This window comes from Brevundimonas vitisensis (genome assembly GCF_016656965.1).
In the GTDB taxonomy this organism is placed as follows: Bacteria; Pseudomonadota; Alphaproteobacteria; order Caulobacterales; family Caulobacteraceae; genus Brevundimonas; species Brevundimonas vitisensis.
The window spans coordinates 1,719,034-1,735,345 of sequence record NZ_CP067977.1; the positions used below are offsets into that span (position 1 = coordinate 1,719,034).

Here is a 16,312-nt window from a genome sequence, read left to right on the forward strand (position 1 = left end):
CCTCCGTTTGCCTGCCGCGGCGGCTGCGGCCCTCGTCATCCCACGGCCGCCGCAACATCGCGGATCGTGCTGTTGGCAATGGTCAGCTTGGCGAAGGTCCAACCCAGGCCAGAAGCCTCGATCTCGTCGACCGAGGCGCGAACGCCCTCGACCAGGGCCTGCTTCGGGCCGATCCAGGCGTCGACCGCCGCCTCGGCCGTCGCCTCGTCCCGGCCGACCGAAGCATCCGTCGCCCGCGCCACGGCACGAGTCAGCATCATCTGCTCCGACATCAGATCCCGGATCAGGCGACGCACCGCCAGACGGTCGAAATGGTCCAGAGAGGGCACCTGACCCGCCGCCGCGCGAAGCCGGTCGAAGTCGAAGGCCGCGCCAACCTGATGATACAACCGGGCCATTTCGGGCGCACCCCAGCCGGCCTCGCGGGCCAGATCGCCAATGTCCGCCGTGGCCACCATGGGCCGCAGCAGGGCGACGGTCGCCGCCAGTTCAGCCGGAGCCCCAAGGTCGGTAAAGGCAGCCACCCTCGCCTCCAGACGCCCTTGTTCGAACCGGGAAAGGACGTCGCCTCCGGCCTGGCGCAGGGTGTCGGCCGTCGGACGATAGGTGGCGATCAGTCCCCCGACCGAGGTGCCCTGCTGCGCCGCGCGCCGCGCCAGCCAGGAGGTCTGGCGACGCAGGACCGTGGCGATCTCGCCATAAAGGGCCATCTGGGCCTCTGCCGTGATCTTCAGGTCCAGGCCCGAGACCGCATCCCAGGCCTCGTCCAGTCTGAAGACGCGCCTTGCCGCCTCGAAGGCGACGACCATGGCCGCCGTGTCGCACTCCGCGCTCTGCTTCAGCCGGTCGGGGAAGGTCGCCCCGGCCATGTTGACGATCTCATTGGCCATGACGGTCGAGACGATCTCGCGCCGCAGCCGGTGCCGCTTCATGTCCTCCTGGAAGCGCGCCAGCGGCTCCGGGAAATAGCGGACGAGCGTCTCTTCGAAGAAGGGATCGTCCGGGGCTGTCGAGGCGACGATTTCGTCGAACAGCTCGATCTTGGAGTAGGCCGTCAGAACGGCGAGCTCCGGCCGGGTCAGGGCCGCGCCCGTCGCCCGCATTTCGGCGAGGCGGGTATCGTCGGGCAGACCCTCGACCTTGCGGTCCAGTTTGCCCCGCGCGCCCAGCGCCTGCATGAAGCGAACCTGGGCATCCAGTCCGCCCGGACCCTCGGCCTCCTGCAGGCTGATGGCCAAGGTCTGGTCATAGTTGTGCACCAGCACCTTCAGCCCGACCTCGTCCGTCATCGAGGCCAGCAGGGCGTCGCGATCCTCAGCCTTCAGATTTCCTGAGGCGATCGCCGTCCCGGTCAGGATCTTGATGTTGACCTCATGGTCGGAGCTGTCGACCCCGGCGGAGTTGTCGATGGCGTCGGTGTTGATCCGGCCGCCGGCCTGGGCAAAGGCGATGCGCCCGGCCTGGGTCAGACCGAGGTTGGCTCCCTCCCCGACAACCTTGACCCTCAGCTCGCCTGCATCGACGCGGATGGCGTCATTGGCCTTGTCGCCAACCTGCAGATCGCTTTCGTGGGGGGCCTTCACATAGGTGCCGATGCCGCCGAGATACAGCAACTCGGCCGGGGCCTTCAGTATGGCCTTCATCAGGCTGGCGGGATCCAGGACGTCGTCGCTGATGTCCAGCGCCGCCTTGATTTCGGGCGACAGCTGGATCGACTTGGCGCTGCGCGAAAAGACGCCTCCGCCCGCCGAGATCAGGCGGGTGTCATAGTCGGCCCAGGACGAGCGCGGCAGCTTGAACATCCGATCCCGCTCGATCCAGCTGGTGGCCGGATCGGGATTGGGGTCGATGAAGATGTCGCGGTGGTCGAAGGCGGCGACCAGACGGATCGCCTTGGACAGCAGCATGCCGTTGCCGAAGACGTCGCCGCTCATGTCGCCGACGCCGACGACGGTGAAGGGCTCGGTCTGAATGTCCTTGCCCGCCTCGCGGAAGTGGCGCTTGACCGCCTCCCAGGCACCGCGGGCCGTGATGCCCATGACCTTGTGGTCATAACCGACCGACCCGCCCGAGGCGAAAGCATCGTCCAGCCAGAAGCCATAGTCGCGCGACACCCCGTTGGCGATGTCCGAGAAGGTGGCCGTGCCCTTGTCCGCCGCCACGACCAGATAGGGGTCGTCCCCCTCCCAGGCGATGACATTGGCCGGGTGAATGACCGATCCATCGGCGGCCAGGTTGTCGGTGATGTCCAACAGACCCGACAGGAAGGTCTTGTAGGCGCGGATGGCTTCGGCCTGCTGGGCGTCGCGGTCGCCGCCCGAGCGCACGATGGCGGGCAGACCCTTGGGATAGAAGCCCCCCTTGGAACCGACCGGCACGATCACCGCATTCTTGACCTGCTGCGCCTTGACCAGGCCCAGCACCTCGGTGCGGAAGTCGTCGCGGCGGTCGGACCAGCGAAGGCCGCCGCGCGCCACCGGGCCGAAGCGCAGATGCACCCCCTCGATATGCGGGGCCCACACGAAAATCTCGCGATAGGGCTTGGGCAGGGGCAGGTCGTCCAGCTCGCGCGAGGCGATCTTGATCGAGATGTGGGGCTTGGGCTCGCCATCGGGCCCGGTTTGATAGAAGTTGGTCCGCTTGATCGCCTGCACCAGCAGGGACAGGCGGCGCAGGGCCCGGTCGTGATCCAGGCTCTTCACCTCCTGGAGCAGGGCGTTGATCTTCTCGACCAGTTCCGCCGCATGGGCTTCACGCTCGGCCTGGGCCGGTCCCACCGGATCGAACTTGCAGGCAAACAGCGACAGGATCGCCCGCGCCACGGCCGGATAGTCGCGAAGCGCCTCCTCCTGCACCGCCTGGCTGGGGTCCAGTCCGGTCTGCTGGCGATAGCGGGCCAGGGTGCGGATCAGGGCGGCCTGGCGCCAGTCGACACCCAGCTCAAGGACCATGCGGTTGAAACCGTCGCTCTCGGTCCGGCCCGTCCAGACGGCGGACACCGCAGCCTCGAACGTCTCCTTGACGTCGGCAAAATTCAGGTCTGCGCCGCGCGGGTCTTCCAGCAGGAATTCGTGCACATGGATGGGCTGCCCCCCGGTCGGCGTGACGGCATGGCCCCATTCCTCAAGCGTCTTCAGCCCCATGTCCGCCAGGATCGGCAGGACATCGGACAGAGGCACGGCGGCCCCACGGCGATACAGCTTGAAGCGGAACTGCAGCGGCGTGTCTGACCGTGTGCGGAACGCCCGCACGGCAACCGGTTCGCCCCCGTCCAGCAGGCCGCTGTCGTTCAGCCGGTCGAACTGGGTCAAATCCTCGACGGCCTCGGCCGCCTCGTAGCGATCCCGGTAGCCGGCCCCGAAGGCCTCGGCCCAGCGGGCGCTCAGCGGCCCGACCTGAGTCTCCTCGATGTCGGCGGCGCGCACAGCGCTTTCGAACCGTTCGACCCAGCCGCGTCCGGCCTCGGCCACTTCCGCTTCCAGAGCGGCATGGTCGGGACAGGGATGCTCGCCCGGCGTAACCCCGATGATGTAGTGGATGCGCACCAGCGGCGCATCCGACAGCTGCGGATACCAGGCCGACAGACGGCCACCCCAGGCCCGCGCCAGAATCCGCCCGATCCGCTCGCGCACCGAGGCGTCGAACCGCTCGCGCGGAATAAAGGTCAGGACCGAGACGAACCGGTCGAAGGGGTCCCGACGCGAGAAGATGCGGATCCGCGGCCGATCGTACAGATGCAGGATGCCCGAAGCGATGCGCAGCAGTTCGTCCTCGCTGATCTGGAACAGCTCGTCGCGAGGATAATTCTCGAGAATATTCTTGAGGCGCTTGTGGTTGTGGCTTCCGGCTGCCTTGCCCGCGCGGGCCAGGGCATTGGCGACCTTGCGCCGGACCAGCGGCACTTCGCCGGCCGCCCGGTCATAGGCTTCGGCCGTGAACAGGCCGACAAAGCGGGTCTCGCCCGAGGCCCGGCCATCCGGGCCGTAACGTTTGACCCCCACATAGTCCATATAGGCACGGCGATGGACGCGGGACCGGATGTTGGCCTTGGCCACCGTCACCGGTTCCGACAGGTCCAGCTGCCGCTTCATCGACTTGGTCAGAACGGCCGGTTCATTGGCGCGCCGCAGGACGGTGCGTTCCGGATCGCGCAGCACCCCCAGCCCCTCACCCGACAGGCTGAGCGGGGCTTCGGCTTCGTAATCTCCGTCACCGGTGCGCGGATAGTCATAGTCGCGGGCGCCCAGGAAGACGAAATGGTCGGCATTCAGCCAAGCCAGGAAGGCGATCGTTTCCTCGACCGTGGCCGCGTCGATCGGCGGAGGCGAGGTCCGCAACTGGGCGATCGAGCGGGTCATCAGGGCGTTCATCGCCTCGTGATCGCTGACCGAGGTTCCCACGTCAGCCAGGGTCGCGGCCAGACCCTCGCCCAGTTCGTCGCGCCGCTCCTGCGACAGAGGATCGGCCACGATCACGATGACGGACGTCCGGCCCCCGCCCATCTCGACCACCGGGTGGAACATGCCGCGCGCCGTGACGCCGCGCTCGGCCAACTCGCCCATGACACTGTCGACCAGGAAGGGGCGGTCGTCCTGAATGATCTGGATCAGGTCATAGGCCGCGCGTCGCCCGCCCGAACCGGTCAGCGGGCCGATGCTGATTCGCGCCGCTTCGCCGTGGGCCCGGCCTTCGCCCGCCTTCCAGGCAGTAGCCAGGACCGCCGCCAGATCAGCGCCGTCGATTTCCGGGGTTTCATCGGCGACGTAGTCTTCAAGCGCCTGGGTCAGGAAATCCGTCTGGACCGCGTCCGGGCCGCCGCTGCGACCGAGCGCTGTGGCAAACGCCCGCCCCAGCGCCTCCAGCGTGATCGGCTGAGGGATCGGGGCATGGGCTTCGCCGGACATGGGCAGGGTCTCTGGGTGGCGCGGCTTGGCACCGCTGTCTCAAGCGCGATGGTTAGGCCGTCACAAGCGTCTCGGGAAGCCGGAAAACGTCGAAGGCCGGACCCGGTCGCCCGGTTCCGGCCTTCCTTCCTTCGATGGGCGAGCCCGTTCGAAAGGTTTAGAAGCTGACGTTCATGCCGATGCGGAAGGCGTGAATGTCATAGTTGTCGTTGCTGCGACGCAGGTCCGTACCAGCCGTGTTCGGCGGCAGGATGAAGGGGTTGGTCGCAGGGGCCGTGCCCGGTCCGACGCGGATCACATAGGGATCGGCTTCCAGGCTGGTGTACAGATACTCGCCCACCAGGCTCAGGTTCGGAGCCAGTTTCCACTCCATGCCGGCACCGGCCTGATAACCGTCGGCATCGTCTTCATCCGTGCGAGCGGTGAAGGTGTTGGCACCGTTGGTGGTGTAGAAGCTGTTGTTGACCTTGGCATAGGCGGCGCCGCCCGTTCCATAGACCAGCACCGGACCGAAGGCGTAGCCGAGACGGGCGCGCAGGGCGGCCATGTGCTCGATTTCGCTGGTGATGATGTAGGAGGCCGGGGTGGTGCTGAACGAGGTCACGCTGTCCTCGGACTTCACGGCGCTGATTTCAGCGACGCCACCGACGACGAAGTTGCCGAACTGCCAGTCCCAACCGGCGCGAACGCCGCCTTCGACGCCGTTGCTGTCGGAATCACAGCCACCGGCGGCGCTGTTGCTCAGGCCCACGCCGTCGCAGGAACCGGGGCTGAAGGCGCTGTTGTTGGTGCCGTTCAGGACGACAGTGTCGTCGAACTGGCCATCGAAATCGCGGTCGAAGATCAGACGCTCGTCTTCTTCCTCGCCGGTTTCCAGATAGCCGCCGTAGACGCCGACGTACGGGCCGGACCAGTCCTGGGCCAGGACGGGCGAAGCGCCCGCGACGACCAGGAGCGCCAGCGACGCCGCAGAAATCATTGTTTTCATCAGTCTGTTCCTCTGCCCCGCTGGGGAGCGTTTCGAAAAGTGCCCTACCAGCGGCGAGAACGTGGGCTCGGCTTGACTGTTCCAGACCGGTTGGCGGTTTTAAGGAGCCCGGGCTTCGCACGCGCCGACTGTGGCAAATTCACACCACCGGCCCCCGCCGTCGTCGGAGCCACAAAAGAACAAGGCCGCCGAACTTTCGTCCGGCGGCCTGCTTGGGTCGGTACAGGAGGGGGGAGTGCACCGACCTCACATCGTCGCGGCCAGGAGGGGAGGGGTGCCGCGCCGACAGGATGGAAATGGGCCCTGCGCCAAAAGGTTCAAGGGCCTTCAGCCCTGCTCGGACGCTTCCGACTGCGGCGCCTTGACGCGGGGCTTTCGGGACGACTTCGCGGCGGGCTCATCGGCATAGGGTTCGCCGTCGCCGGACATCAGGATGGCCACCCAACGGCTTCCCTTGAACTCCGCCAGGATGGCCATGGCCATCACCGCCAGCGGTGTGGACAGGAACATGCCCACCACGCCCCACAGCTGACCCCATAGCGCCAGCGACAGCAGGACCACGACGGGGTCGATGTTCTGGTTCTCACCCTGCATGCGCGGCTGGATGAAGTTGCCGACGATGAACAGAATGGCCTGAAGCCCGCCCAGCAGGATCAGCGCGGGCCAATAGCTTTCGAACTGCACCAGGGCGAACAGGGGCGGTGCCAGCCCCGCGACCGCGCCGCCCAGAACCGGGATGAAACCGACGATGAAGATGACGAAGGTCCAGAACTCGGCATTCTGGAGACCGACGGCCCGCATGAGCGCCCAGGCGGCCGCGCAGATCATGATGCCGGTAACGGTCTGGACCCAGAGATAGCCCTCCACGCCGGACCGGACCCGCCGGAACACCTCGACCGCCTCGTCACGGGCCGCGCGGCGGGGAAACATGGAGACGATCTTGCGCTGAAACCCCGACTGGGCCGCCAGAAGGAATCCCAGATAGACCAGCACGAAGAAAGCCCCGCCAAGGACGCTCTGCACCTGTGTCGCGGCCTGGGCCAGATAGGGGCGGACATCAAGCTGCGCGATCAGGTCCGAGGCCGTTGGAGCCTGTTCCTGCAGTCCGAACAGGGCGGCACCATCCTGGATGATCCGATCGATGCGCGGGCCGATATTGGCCGACACTCCCGACGCCTCGCCGAAGAACCCCAGGGCACCGTTGGCAATGATGGCGATGGCCCCGAAGAACGCCAGGACGACCGCGACGAGGGCGGCAATCCCCGCAATGTGGGACGGCACCTTCAATCGTTCCTGGATCGAGCGTTTCACGCCGTCGATCATGATCAGCAGGAACAGCGCCATGGCCAGAGGCGTGAGTATCCCCCGCAGCCAGAACAGCGCGGCCCCGCACGCAACGCAGGCCAGCAACACCAGCGCATTGCGCGAGACGGTCGAGGTGGGAACGGCGATGGCGTCTTTCATCCGGCGACTTGTCGGTGCGGCGCGATGCCGCGTCAATGGTCTATCCAGCCCCTCCGGCACCGTGTTCGGGGATGGCATGCCACGCACAGAATGCTAGGAGGCGGCCACCGCGCCCCTCCCCCTTTGCCGCCTTCGCCGGAACATACCGCCATGCCCGCTGCTCCTGATTTTCCGCCCGCGCCCGACGCCGTCCGCCCGGTCCGTGCCCTGATCTCCCTGTCGGACAAGACCGGGCTGGAACAGGCGGCGCGGGCGATGCATGACGCTGGGGTCGAACTGGTTTCGACCGGCGGCACGCGCGCGGCGATCGCCGGTTTTGGCCTGCCGGTTAAGGACGTGGCCGATCTGACCGGTTTTCCCGAAATGATGGACGGGCGGGTCAAGACCCTGCATCCGGTGGTGCATGGCGGGCTGCTGGGCGTGCGCGACGCTGCCGATCATGCCTTGGCCATGACCACCCACGGCATCGGTCCGATCGATATCGTCTGGGTCGATCTCTATCCGTTCGAATCCACCGTGGCCTCTGGCGGTGGTTTCGATGCAGTGGTCGAGAACATCGACATCGGTGGGCCGGCGATGATCCGCTCGGGCTCCAAGAACCACGGCTATGTCGCGGTCGCGGTGGATGGCGAATCCATCGGCTGGATCGTCGAGGCGCTGAAAGCCGACGGCACGACCTCACTGGCCCTGCGCAAGCGGCTGGCGGCGCGCGCCTTCGCCCGGACCGCCGCCTATGACGCTGCGGTCTCCGGCTGGTTCGCCGGCCAAGTCGAAGACCCCGCCCCGGCCCGCCGGTCCATTGCCGGAACGCTGGCCCAGACCCTGCGCTATGGCGAGAACCCGCATCAGACCGGCAGCTTCTATCGCACGGGAGAGGCCCGTCCCGGCGTCGCCCATGCCCAGCAGATCCAGGGCAAGGAACTGGGCTATAACAACATCGCCGATGCCGACGCCGCCTATGAGCTGGTCGCCGAATTCGACGCCCCGGCCTGCGTCATCGTCAAACACGCCAACCCCTGCGGCGTGGCGGTCGGTGCGGACCTGTCCCAGGCCTATGCCCGCGCCCTGGAATGCGACGCCGTTTCCGCCTTTGGCGGGGTGATCGCCGTCAACCGTCCGCTGAACGGAGCCGATGCGCGCGCCATCACCGACATCTTCACCGAGGTCGTCATCGCCCCGGGGGCCGACGAGGAGGCCCGTCAGGTTTTTGCCGCCAAGAAGAACCTGCGTCTTCTGATCACCGACGGCCTGCCCGATCCGTTGGCGGCGGGCGAAGTCTTCCGCTCGGTCGCGGGCGGCTTCCTAGTGCAGGGGCGCGACCGCAGTCGGATCACGGCAGCGGACCTGAAGATCGTCACGCGCCGCCAGCCCACGCCGCAGGAGATCGAGGACATGCTGTTCGCCTTCACTGTGGCCAAGCACGTCAAGTCCAACGCCATCGTCTATGCCAAGGACGGCCAGACTGCCGGGATCGGCGCGGGCCAGATGAACCGCCGCGACTCGGCCCGCATTGCCGCCATCCGCGCCCGCGAGGCCGGAGAGGCGAAAGGCCTGGCCCATTCCCTGGCGCAGGGGTCCGCCTGTGCGTCCGAGGCTTTCTTCCCGTTTGCCGACGGCCTGATCGAGGCGGCCGCCGCCGGAGCCACCGCGGTGATCCAGCCGGGCGGCTCGATGCGCGATGCCGAGGTCATTGCCGCCGCCGACGAAGCGGGTCTGGCCATGGCCTTCACCGGCGTCCGCGTCTTCCGGCATTAAACCTAAGAGGGGGCGCTATGCTCGCGACGCGGTCGCTCGCGACTTGAGCGCGAGGTCGGCTGCTGCGGTTTCGCGCGGCTTGGCCACAGGGTATCGGCGCTCAAGCAGCGAGGCTCCGCGAGCCGAGCGTAGCGCCCGCTTCTTGCGAAGGCGTAGCGCCCCTCCTTAAAATTCGGAGATCGCGCCGGGGCGTCGCGAGCGGGACTTCAGCCACATCACGCCCAGAAGGTCCGAGATCGAGGCGCGCAGGCGGCCCCAGTTGGTATATTTCGACCGGCCGGTCTCGCGGTGCCGGTGGCCCACGTCGACATAGAGGTTCTGATACCCCTCGCGGATCATCAGCGCGGGCAGATAGCGGTGCAGGTGATCGAAATAGGGCAGGCGCAGGAAGACGTCGCGGCGGAAGGCCTTCAGCCCGCAGCCGGTATCGTCCGCGTCATCGCCCAGCAGCCGCCGCCGAATACGGTTGGCCCAGCGCGAGGCCCAGCGCTTGGCCTCCGAATCCATCCGGCTGGCACGCCGCCCGCCGACCATCCCCACCGTCGAAGGCGAGGCCGACAGCAGATCGATCAGGGCGGGACCATCGGCGGGCGGATTCTGGCCGTCGCCGTCCAGGGTCAGGATCAGCGCCCCACGCGCGGCCAGGACCCCGGTTCTCACGGCGCGGCTCTGACCGGCATTCGAGCCGTGGCTAAGCACCCGCAACATCGGCAGTTCCGCCTGCAGGGCGCGGAGCTCGGCCAGGGTCGTGTCCCGGCTGGCGTCATCGACGAAGATCATCTCATAGGACCGGCCGGAAAAGGCGTCCGCGATCTCGCGCGCCAGGGCAGCGGCGGCACCCGCCTCGTCATGGACGGGGACGACAACGGAGATATCAGGGCTGGCTGCTTGGCTCATGGGCGGGTCTGTAACGGGTTTTTCGACGATGCGGGAGGGCGCCACGGCCACGCTGCGAGGCCGCTGACGTTCCGGCAGCGACCATGTTAGGAAGGTCCCATGACAAGACCCGACTTCGACCTGTGGATCGCCGGATGGCGTGGCCCCCTGCTGGCGGCCCTGGTGGCCCTGATTGCAGGCCTGCCCAGCCTCCTGCTGCTGCCGCCGCTGGACCGCGACGAAAGCCGCTATGCCCAGGCGACCTCCCAGATGCTGGAGAGCGGCGACTATGTCGACATCCGCTTCCAGGAGGACCCCCGCTGGAAGAAGCCGATCGGAATCTACTGGATGCAGGCGGCCGCCGTGGCCGTGACGTCCTCGGTCGAGGCGCGCGACATCGCCCCCTATCGCATCCCGTCGATCCTGGGGGCCATGCTTGCCGCTGCCGCTGTCGCCTGGGCCGGAGCCGCCCTGTTCGGCCGGCGGGCAGGCTTCCTGGCCGGGGCCATGCTGGGCGCAACCTTCCTGCTGTCCTCAGAAGCCGGGATTGCCAAGACGGATGCCATGCTGTGCGGGTCGGTGACCCTGGCCATGGCGGCGCTGGCGCGTATCTATATGGCGCACCGGGCAGGTGAAGCGCCGATCCGCCCCTATAAATTTGCCTTCTGGCTGGGGCTGGGCCTTTCGATCCTGATCAAGGGGCCGATCAGCCTGATCGTCGTGGTGCCCGCCATGATTGCCCTGTCGGCCTGGGACCGCGACATCGGCTGGCTGAAGCGGCTGGGCTGGGGCTGGGGCCTGCCACTGGTGGCGCTGATCGTGGGCCCCTGGGCCATTGCCATCACCATCGCCACCGACGGCGGATTCTGGCGTGAGGCGATCGGCGGCGATCTGGCCCCCAAGGTCACCGGCGCCGCCGAAAGTCACGGCGGTTTTCCGGGCATGTATCTGGTGCTGTCGCCCCTGCTGCTGTTTCCCGCCACCCTGATGCTGCCGGCCGCCCTGTCGACCGCCTGGCACAGGCGCGCCGAGCCTGCGGTGAGGTTTCTGGTCTGCTGGCTGGTTCCGGCCTGGCTGATCTTCGAGATCGCCCCGACCAAGCTGTGGCACTATACCCTGCCGACCTTCGGGGCCTTGGCCCTGTTGGCGGCGGCGGCCCTTATGCAGCCGATCGGCCGGGTGTCGCGGATCACCGGCGCGGTTCTGGCGGTCTTTGCCGCCACCCTGATCATCGGCATCACAATCTATGGCCTGACCGAGTTCGGCACCTCGACGGCTCAGACCTGGGCGACCCTCACCATCGTGTCGGCGGCGGCGGCGGCGGCGGTCGGGGCCTTCCTCCTGCTGAACAGGGAGGCGGTGACCGCGATCCTGGCGTCCCTGATCATGGGAATCATCGCCCATGCCGCCCTGGCCGGAACGATCCGCCAGCTGCGCCCGCTGTCGATCGCCCCGCAACTGGTCAAAACCCTGGAGCAGGCCGGCCTTGACCCCAGCCAGGGCCGTGTGCCGGGACCGATCGCCATCACCACCTTCCATGAGCCGAGCTTTGTCTTCCTGACCGGGCGTGACACGCAGCTGACCGATGCGGCAGGGGCCGCGCGGGCCCTGGCCCAGGGACGACCGGTCATCGTGGAAGCGCGCGACGCAGAGGCGTTCCGGGCGGCGTCTTCGGATCTGGGCGTCATGGGCCGTGCGGTCGGCACGGTGACGGGCCAGAACTATTCCAGCGGCGATGACGTCAGCCTGACCGTCTATGCCCCACCGGGGACCCGGACCGGCACCGGGACCTCCGAATGACCGCCGCAAAGGGCCGTCGCCCCATCCAGATCGTCGAAGTCGGCCCCCGTGACGGGCTTCAGAACGAAAAAACGGTGCTGGATCCAGCCGTGCGGGCCGATTTCGTAAGTCGGCTGGAGGCGGCAGGCGCGCGCCGGATCGAGGCGGTCAGCTTCGTGCATCCGAAATATGTGCCCCAGATGGCCGGGGCCGAAGAGGTGATGGCGGCCCTGCCCCCGGCGCCGGGCCACAGCCGGATCGGCCTGGTCCTGAACGGCAGGGGCTATGATCGCGCCCTGGGAACCGGCGTGGACGAGGTCAATGTGGCCCTGAGCGCCACCGACGGCTTCGGCCTGAAAAATCAGGGCCTGTCGGTCGATCAGCAGGTTGGCATGCTGGCCGACATCCTGGCGGGCCGCGCCAATGCCCCGTCGGAGCGCGGGGGTTCGCCCTCGCTGTCGGCCACAATCAGCTGCGTCTGGGGTTGCCCCTTCGACGGCGAGGTCGGCACCGATCAGGTCGCTGATCTGGTCGGTCGCATTGCGGCTCTCGGCGTCGCCGAGATCGCTCTGGCCGATACCATCGGCGTCGGCGATCCCTGGAGCGTGACCCAAAAGATCGAGGCCGCCCGCGCCGCTGCGCCGGAGGCCGTCCTGCGCCTGCATTTTCACGACACCCGCAACACGGGCCTGGCCAATGCCTATGCGGCGGTGGAGGCGGGGGTCGATGTGCTGGACGCCTCGGTCGGCGGCATCGGCGGGTGTCCCTTTGCGCCGGGCGCAACCGGCAATATCGCCACCGAAGACCTGGTCTATATGTTGGAGCGGGCCGGCTTCCCGACCGGTTACGATCTGGACGCCCTGATCGAGACCGCGCGCTGGATCGGCCAGGCCATCGGCCGTCCGACCCCCAGCGCCCTCAGCCGCGCAGGGCCCTGGCCGGTCTAGCCGCCCTCGGCGATCACGCGGACGATACGTGCCGAAGACGGGCGGCCGGCATAGCCGGCGTCGGCATCGATGGTGATCCGCAGCGTGCCCTGCGAAAAGGAGACGGAGGGGCGCCCCTCGTCGCTGACCAGGATGCGCCGCACCTGGGCCACCTCGCGGCGCAGGGTGGCCGACCGCGCCATGCGGGCAATGGCGTCGACGGCCGTGCTCAGGGCATCGGCAGCCACGGCCTCGGACCCCGGTTCGATATCCACATCGACCACAACCAGACGCCCCAGGGCCCGGCTGGCGCGATCACTCTGGCGGACGATGAAATTCCACAGCTGAACCGCCGTCAGGGTCGGGGGCAACAGAGACGGAGCCGACCCGGCCGATGCGACCGGCGTGCCCTGGGGGGCGCGGGTGGTGAAGACCGTCATTCCGCCGTCGGGGGTGACCCGCAGCACCTGATCGCCCGCGTCATTGCGATAGATGACGTCGCCGCGCGGCGCCGGACTGGGCCGCAGGACCCAGACCTCGGCCCCCTGCTCGAACCGCATCAGGGTGCGCTGGCCGGACCGGTCCAGAACGAAGGCCTGGCCGGTCTCGGAGATATAGCGCCCCGGTCCGGGCTGGGCCGGCAATGATGGCCGATTACGCAGGCCCCGGCTCTGTTCCGCCTGGGCATTGCTGCGGATCTGGGCGGCCGCTGTAGAGGGCACGGCCTGGGCCACAAGCATGGTCACCACCATGGCGAACAGCGCCATGGCGGGCAGGACCGACCTGTCCGTCGTTCTGACCCTGACCGTCGAATTCATGGTGTCAGCGTTGCGCGTCCACCTCGGCGGATTTTGGGCAAGGATGGCTCAGCCGACCAGATACTGACCGCCGTTCAGCGACAGGGTGCAACCTGTGACATATCCAGCACGCTCGCCACACAGCCAGGCGGTCATGTCGGCGATCTCTTCGCCCTTGCCTAGGCGGCCGACCGGGATCTGGGCAACGATGCTGGCCAGGACCTTTTCATCCATGGCACCGACCATTTCGGTGTCGATATAGCCCGGCGCGATACAGTTGACGGTGACGCCCTTGCGCGCATTCTCCAGGGCGAGGGCCTTGGTGAAGCCGATCATTCCGGCCTTGGCGGCAGAATAGTTGGTTTGGCCCACCTGGCCCTTCTGGCCGTTGATCGAGGAGATGTTGACGATCCGGCCAAAGCCCCGATCACGCATCCCGTTGATGACCTGGCGGGTCATGTTGAAGACGCTGTCCATGTTGACGCGGATGACGTCCGACCATTGATCGGCGCTCATCTTGTGAAAGAAGCCGTCGCGGGTGATGCCGGCGTTGTTGATCAGAACGTCGATGGGGCCCAGCTGCGCCTCGACCTCGGCCACCGCACGGGCACAGTCGTCATAGGAGGCGACATTGCCCTTCACCACCATGACGCCCAGTTCGCGCGCTGTGGCTTCCGCCGCCTCGACATTGCCGGAGTATCCGGCTGCCACCTGCATGCCGTCTTCCTTGAGACGCTGCACAATGGCCCTGCCGATGCCGCGAGTGCCGCCGGTGACGAATGCGGTTCTAGCCATATGCGTTTCCTTGTCCCTGACGACCGCATCTCTGAGCGCACGACCTGTCCGAAAGACGTTCTAGCGGGCAAGCCGTCGCCCGAGAAGACACAAGGGGCGACAGCCTGCCAGGGCTGACCGCATTGCGAGGGTCAAGCGCATCGTCTATCCCGCCCGTGAGGGCTGCGTCGTCGCGCAGCCTGACGTCGCCTCGTCCCGTTGGAGCCCGCAATGGCTGAGATTTCGCCCGGTCTGGTCACCGTCTTCGGAGGGTCCGGTTTCGTCGGCACCCAGGTGGTCCGCGCACTGGCCCGTCGGGGCTGGCGGGTGAGGGTGGCCGTGCGCCGCCCGAGCCTGGCCTTCGATCTGCGCCCCCTGGGCGATGTCGGCCAGATTCAGCCGATCCGTTGCGACGTCACGGACAAGGACCAGGTCGCTGCCGCCCTCGTCGGCGCCGATGCTGCCGTCAATCTGGTTGGCATCCTGTTCGAGACGCCGTCGCGCAAATTCCAGGCCCTGCATGTCGAGGGGGCCCGCACCGTGGCCCAGGCCTGCGCCGATGCCGGGGTGACGCGCCTTGTTCAGATGTCCGCGATCGGAGCCGATACCGAAGCGGCCGGTCTGTATGGCCGCACCAAGGGTCAGGCCGAGGCGGCCGTCCGCGCCGTGCGTCCCGACGCCGTGATCCTGCGCCCCTCGATCGTGTTCGGCGCCGGCGACGGCTTTCTGAACCGGTTTGCCGAAATGGCCTCGTTTGCGCCGGCCCTGCCCCTGATCGGTGGCGGGCAGACGAAATTCCAGCCCGTCTATGTCGGTGACGTCGCCGAGGCGGTCGCCCGCGCGGTGATCCGGCGCGACGCTGCCGGTCGCACCTTTGAACTGGGCGGCCCGGCCGTAATGACCTTCGAAGAAGTCCTGCAGCTGATTCTGCGCGAGACTCATCGCCAGCGCCTGTTGCTGCCCCTGCCCTTCTTCGCCGCACGCGCGATCGGGTCTCTGGCCCAGCTGACGGCGGTCATCGGCATCCCCCCGGTCCTGACGCAGGATCAGGTGGTCATGCTGCAAACCGACAATGTCGTCGCCCTGGGCGCAGAGGGGCTGGCCGCCCTGGACATCCAGCCCACCGGGATCGAAGCCATCGCTCCGTCCTACCTGTGGCGCTATCGCCGTGGCGGCCAGTTCGCCGAAAAGCCGGTCTCGCTCACAGCCTAGCGAGCCGGCCGGCCTCCTAGTACAGCCACATACCCAGCAGGCCGACTGTGCCCACGACGATGCGCCAGAAGGCGAAGGGGGCAAAGCCGTAGCGCCCGACGAAGTCCACCAGGGCCCGCACGACGAACAGGCCGCTGACGAAGGACACCACAAAGCCGATGGCGATCAGGCCCATGACGTCGCCGGTGATCAGTTCGCGGCTCTCCCAGAAGTCCAGGCTGAAGGCCGCAACCATGGTCGGAATGGCCAGGAAGAACGAGAACTCGGCCGCTGCACGCTTGTCGACACCCAGCAGCAGACCGCCGACGATGGTCGCCCCACTGCGCGACACGCCGGGCACGATCGACAGGCACTGAAACAGGCCGACGCCCAGCGCCGTCTTCCAAGAGAATTTCATCGCATCATACTCACGCGGCACCGGGGCCCAACGCTCCAGAGCGATCAGGGCAAAACCGCCGATGATCAGGGTGATGCAGACGATTGTGGTGTTGAACAGCACATCCTTGATGAAGCCGTGGAACAGCAGGCCCACGATCGCGGAAGGGATGAAGGCCAGCAGCACCGAGATGGCGAAGCGCCGGGCGGCCGGATCCTTGCCGGGCAGGCCCAGAAGGACCTTCCACAGCCTTTGGAAATAGAGGGCCACCACCGCCAGGATGGCTCCCAGCTGGATCATGACGATAAAGGTGTCCCAAGGCTCGTCGCCCAGGCCGAGGGCCTGTTTGGTCAAGAGCAGGTGACCGGTCGAGGAGACAGGGATGAACTCGGTCAGCCCCTCGACAAGGCCCAGTATGATCGCCGCCAGCCAGTCCGCCATGAAATCCCCGATCGCTGCCC

Annotated in this window: 11 protein-coding genes; 4 read left to right on the forward strand and 7 right to left on the reverse strand. The window is 67.4% G+C overall.

The window, feature by feature from the left end; genetic code table 11:
- Nucleotides 1-35: 35 nt before the first annotated feature.
- The 3 genes from JIP62_RS08720 to JIP62_RS08730 form a co-directional block, all read right to left on the reverse strand.
- Nucleotides 36-4,904, reverse strand: a complete 4,869-nt coding sequence (locus JIP62_RS08720; RefSeq protein WP_201101814.1) for an NAD-glutamate dehydrogenase — start codon at nucleotides 4,902-4,904, stop codon at nucleotides 36-38.
- A 157-nt stretch (nucleotides 4,905-5,061) separates the two neighbouring features.
- Nucleotides 5,062-5,892 (reverse strand): outer membrane protein, encoded by an 831-nt coding sequence (locus JIP62_RS08725; RefSeq protein WP_230974700.1) that lies wholly within the window; start codon nucleotides 5,890-5,892, stop codon nucleotides 5,062-5,064.
- 327 nt (nucleotides 5,893-6,219) lie between these two features.
- Entirely contained in the window at nucleotides 6,220-7,356 is a 1,137-nt protein-coding gene (locus JIP62_RS08730) for an AI-2E family transporter (RefSeq protein ID WP_201101815.1), read from the reverse strand.
- 150 nt (nucleotides 7,357-7,506) lie between these two features.
- Here JIP62_RS08730 and purH point away from each other — a divergent pair, with 150 nt between their 5' ends.
- Complete coding sequence (gene purH / locus JIP62_RS08735) at nucleotides 7,507-9,111, forward strand: bifunctional phosphoribosylaminoimidazolecarboxamide formyltransferase/IMP cyclohydrolase (protein ID WP_201101816.1); 1,605 nt, start codon at nucleotides 7,507-7,509, stop codon at nucleotides 9,109-9,111.
- A gap of 165 nt (nucleotides 9,112-9,276) precedes the next feature.
- Here the strand turns inward: purH and JIP62_RS08740 are convergent, their stop codons facing one another.
- Nucleotides 9,277-10,008, reverse strand: a complete 732-nt coding sequence (locus tag JIP62_RS08740; protein WP_201101817.1) for a glycosyltransferase family 2 protein — start codon at nucleotides 10,006-10,008, stop codon at nucleotides 9,277-9,279.
- A gap of 99 nt (nucleotides 10,009-10,107) precedes the next feature.
- Here JIP62_RS08740 and JIP62_RS08745 point away from each other — a divergent pair, with 99 nt between their 5' ends.
- Together JIP62_RS08745 and JIP62_RS08750 are read left to right on the forward strand one after the other, a co-directional pair.
- Nucleotides 10,108-11,787: an ArnT family glycosyltransferase gene (locus JIP62_RS08745; RefSeq protein ID WP_201101818.1), complete on the forward strand. Its 1,680-nt coding sequence runs from the start codon at nucleotides 10,108-10,110 to the stop codon at nucleotides 11,785-11,787.
- The gene (locus JIP62_RS08750; RefSeq protein ID WP_201101819.1) at nucleotides 11,784-12,713 is read left to right on the forward strand and encodes a hydroxymethylglutaryl-CoA lyase; all 930 of its coding nucleotides are present in this window, start codon (nucleotides 11,784-11,786) and stop codon (nucleotides 12,711-12,713) included. Before JIP62_RS08745 ends, JIP62_RS08750 begins: the two co-directional genes overlap by 4 nt.
- On the opposite strand, the gene JIP62_RS08755 is transcribed toward JIP62_RS08750, so the two are convergent.
- Together JIP62_RS08755 and phbB are read right to left on the reverse strand one after the other, a co-directional pair.
- The gene (locus tag JIP62_RS08755) at nucleotides 12,710-13,459 is read right to left on the reverse strand and encodes a DUF4908 domain-containing protein (protein WP_230974701.1); all 750 of its coding nucleotides are present in this window, start codon (nucleotides 13,457-13,459) and stop codon (nucleotides 12,710-12,712) included. The two genes, JIP62_RS08750 and JIP62_RS08755, sit on opposite strands and share 4 nt — an antisense overlap.
- Before the next feature lie 99 nt (nucleotides 13,460-13,558).
- Entirely contained in the window at nucleotides 13,559-14,284 is a 726-nt protein-coding gene (gene phbB / locus JIP62_RS08760; RefSeq protein WP_201101821.1) for an acetoacetyl-CoA reductase, read from the reverse strand.
- Between the two features lie 210 nt (nucleotides 14,285-14,494).
- On the opposite strand from phbB, the gene JIP62_RS08765 reads away from it, so the two are divergent.
- On the forward strand, nucleotides 14,495-15,475 hold the full coding sequence (locus JIP62_RS08765) for a complex I NDUFA9 subunit family protein (RefSeq protein WP_201101822.1): 981 nt from the start codon (nucleotides 14,495-14,497) through the stop codon (nucleotides 15,473-15,475).
- Between the two features lie 16 nt (nucleotides 15,476-15,491).
- On the opposite strand, the gene JIP62_RS08770 is transcribed toward JIP62_RS08765, so the two are convergent.
- A complete protein-coding gene (locus tag JIP62_RS08770) occupies nucleotides 15,492-16,292 on the reverse strand; it encodes an undecaprenyl-diphosphate phosphatase (RefSeq protein WP_201101823.1) in 801 nt (266 codons plus the stop codon).
- Nucleotides 16,293-16,312 lie beyond the last annotated feature (20 nt).

Coding starts and splice junctions, on each gene's coding strand:
- JIP62_RS08720 (WP_201101814.1), bottom strand. CDS start 4,904: ATGTCCGGCGAAGCCCATGCCCCGATCCCTCAGCCGATCACGCTGGAG.
- JIP62_RS08725 (WP_230974700.1), bottom strand. CDS start 5,892: ATGAAAACAATGATTTCTGCGGCGTCGCTGGCGCTCCTGGTCGTCGCG.
- JIP62_RS08730 (WP_201101815.1), bottom strand. CDS start 7,356: ATGAAAGACGCCATCGCCGTTCCCACCTCGACCGTCTCGCGCAATGCG.
- purH (WP_201101816.1), top strand. CDS start 7,507: ATGCCCGCTGCTCCTGATTTTCCGCCCGCGCCCGACGCCGTCCGCCCG.
- JIP62_RS08740 (WP_201101817.1), bottom strand. CDS start 10,008: ATGAGCCAAGCAGCCAGCCCTGATATCTCCGTTGTCGTCCCCGTCCAT.
- JIP62_RS08745 (WP_201101818.1), top strand. CDS start 10,108: ATGACAAGACCCGACTTCGACCTGTGGATCGCCGGATGGCGTGGCCCC.
- JIP62_RS08750 (WP_201101819.1), top strand. CDS start 11,784: ATGACCGCCGCAAAGGGCCGTCGCCCCATCCAGATCGTCGAAGTCGGC.
- JIP62_RS08755 (WP_230974701.1), bottom strand. CDS start 13,459: ATGGCGCTGTTCGCCATGGTGGTGACCATGCTTGTGGCCCAGGCCGTG.
- phbB (WP_201101821.1), bottom strand. CDS start 14,284: ATGGCTAGAACCGCATTCGTCACCGGCGGCACTCGCGGCATCGGCAGG.
- JIP62_RS08765 (WP_201101822.1), top strand. CDS start 14,495: ATGGCTGAGATTTCGCCCGGTCTGGTCACCGTCTTCGGAGGGTCCGGT.
- JIP62_RS08770 (WP_201101823.1), bottom strand. CDS start 16,292: ATGGCGGACTGGCTGGCGGCGATCATACTGGGCCTTGTCGAGGGGCTG.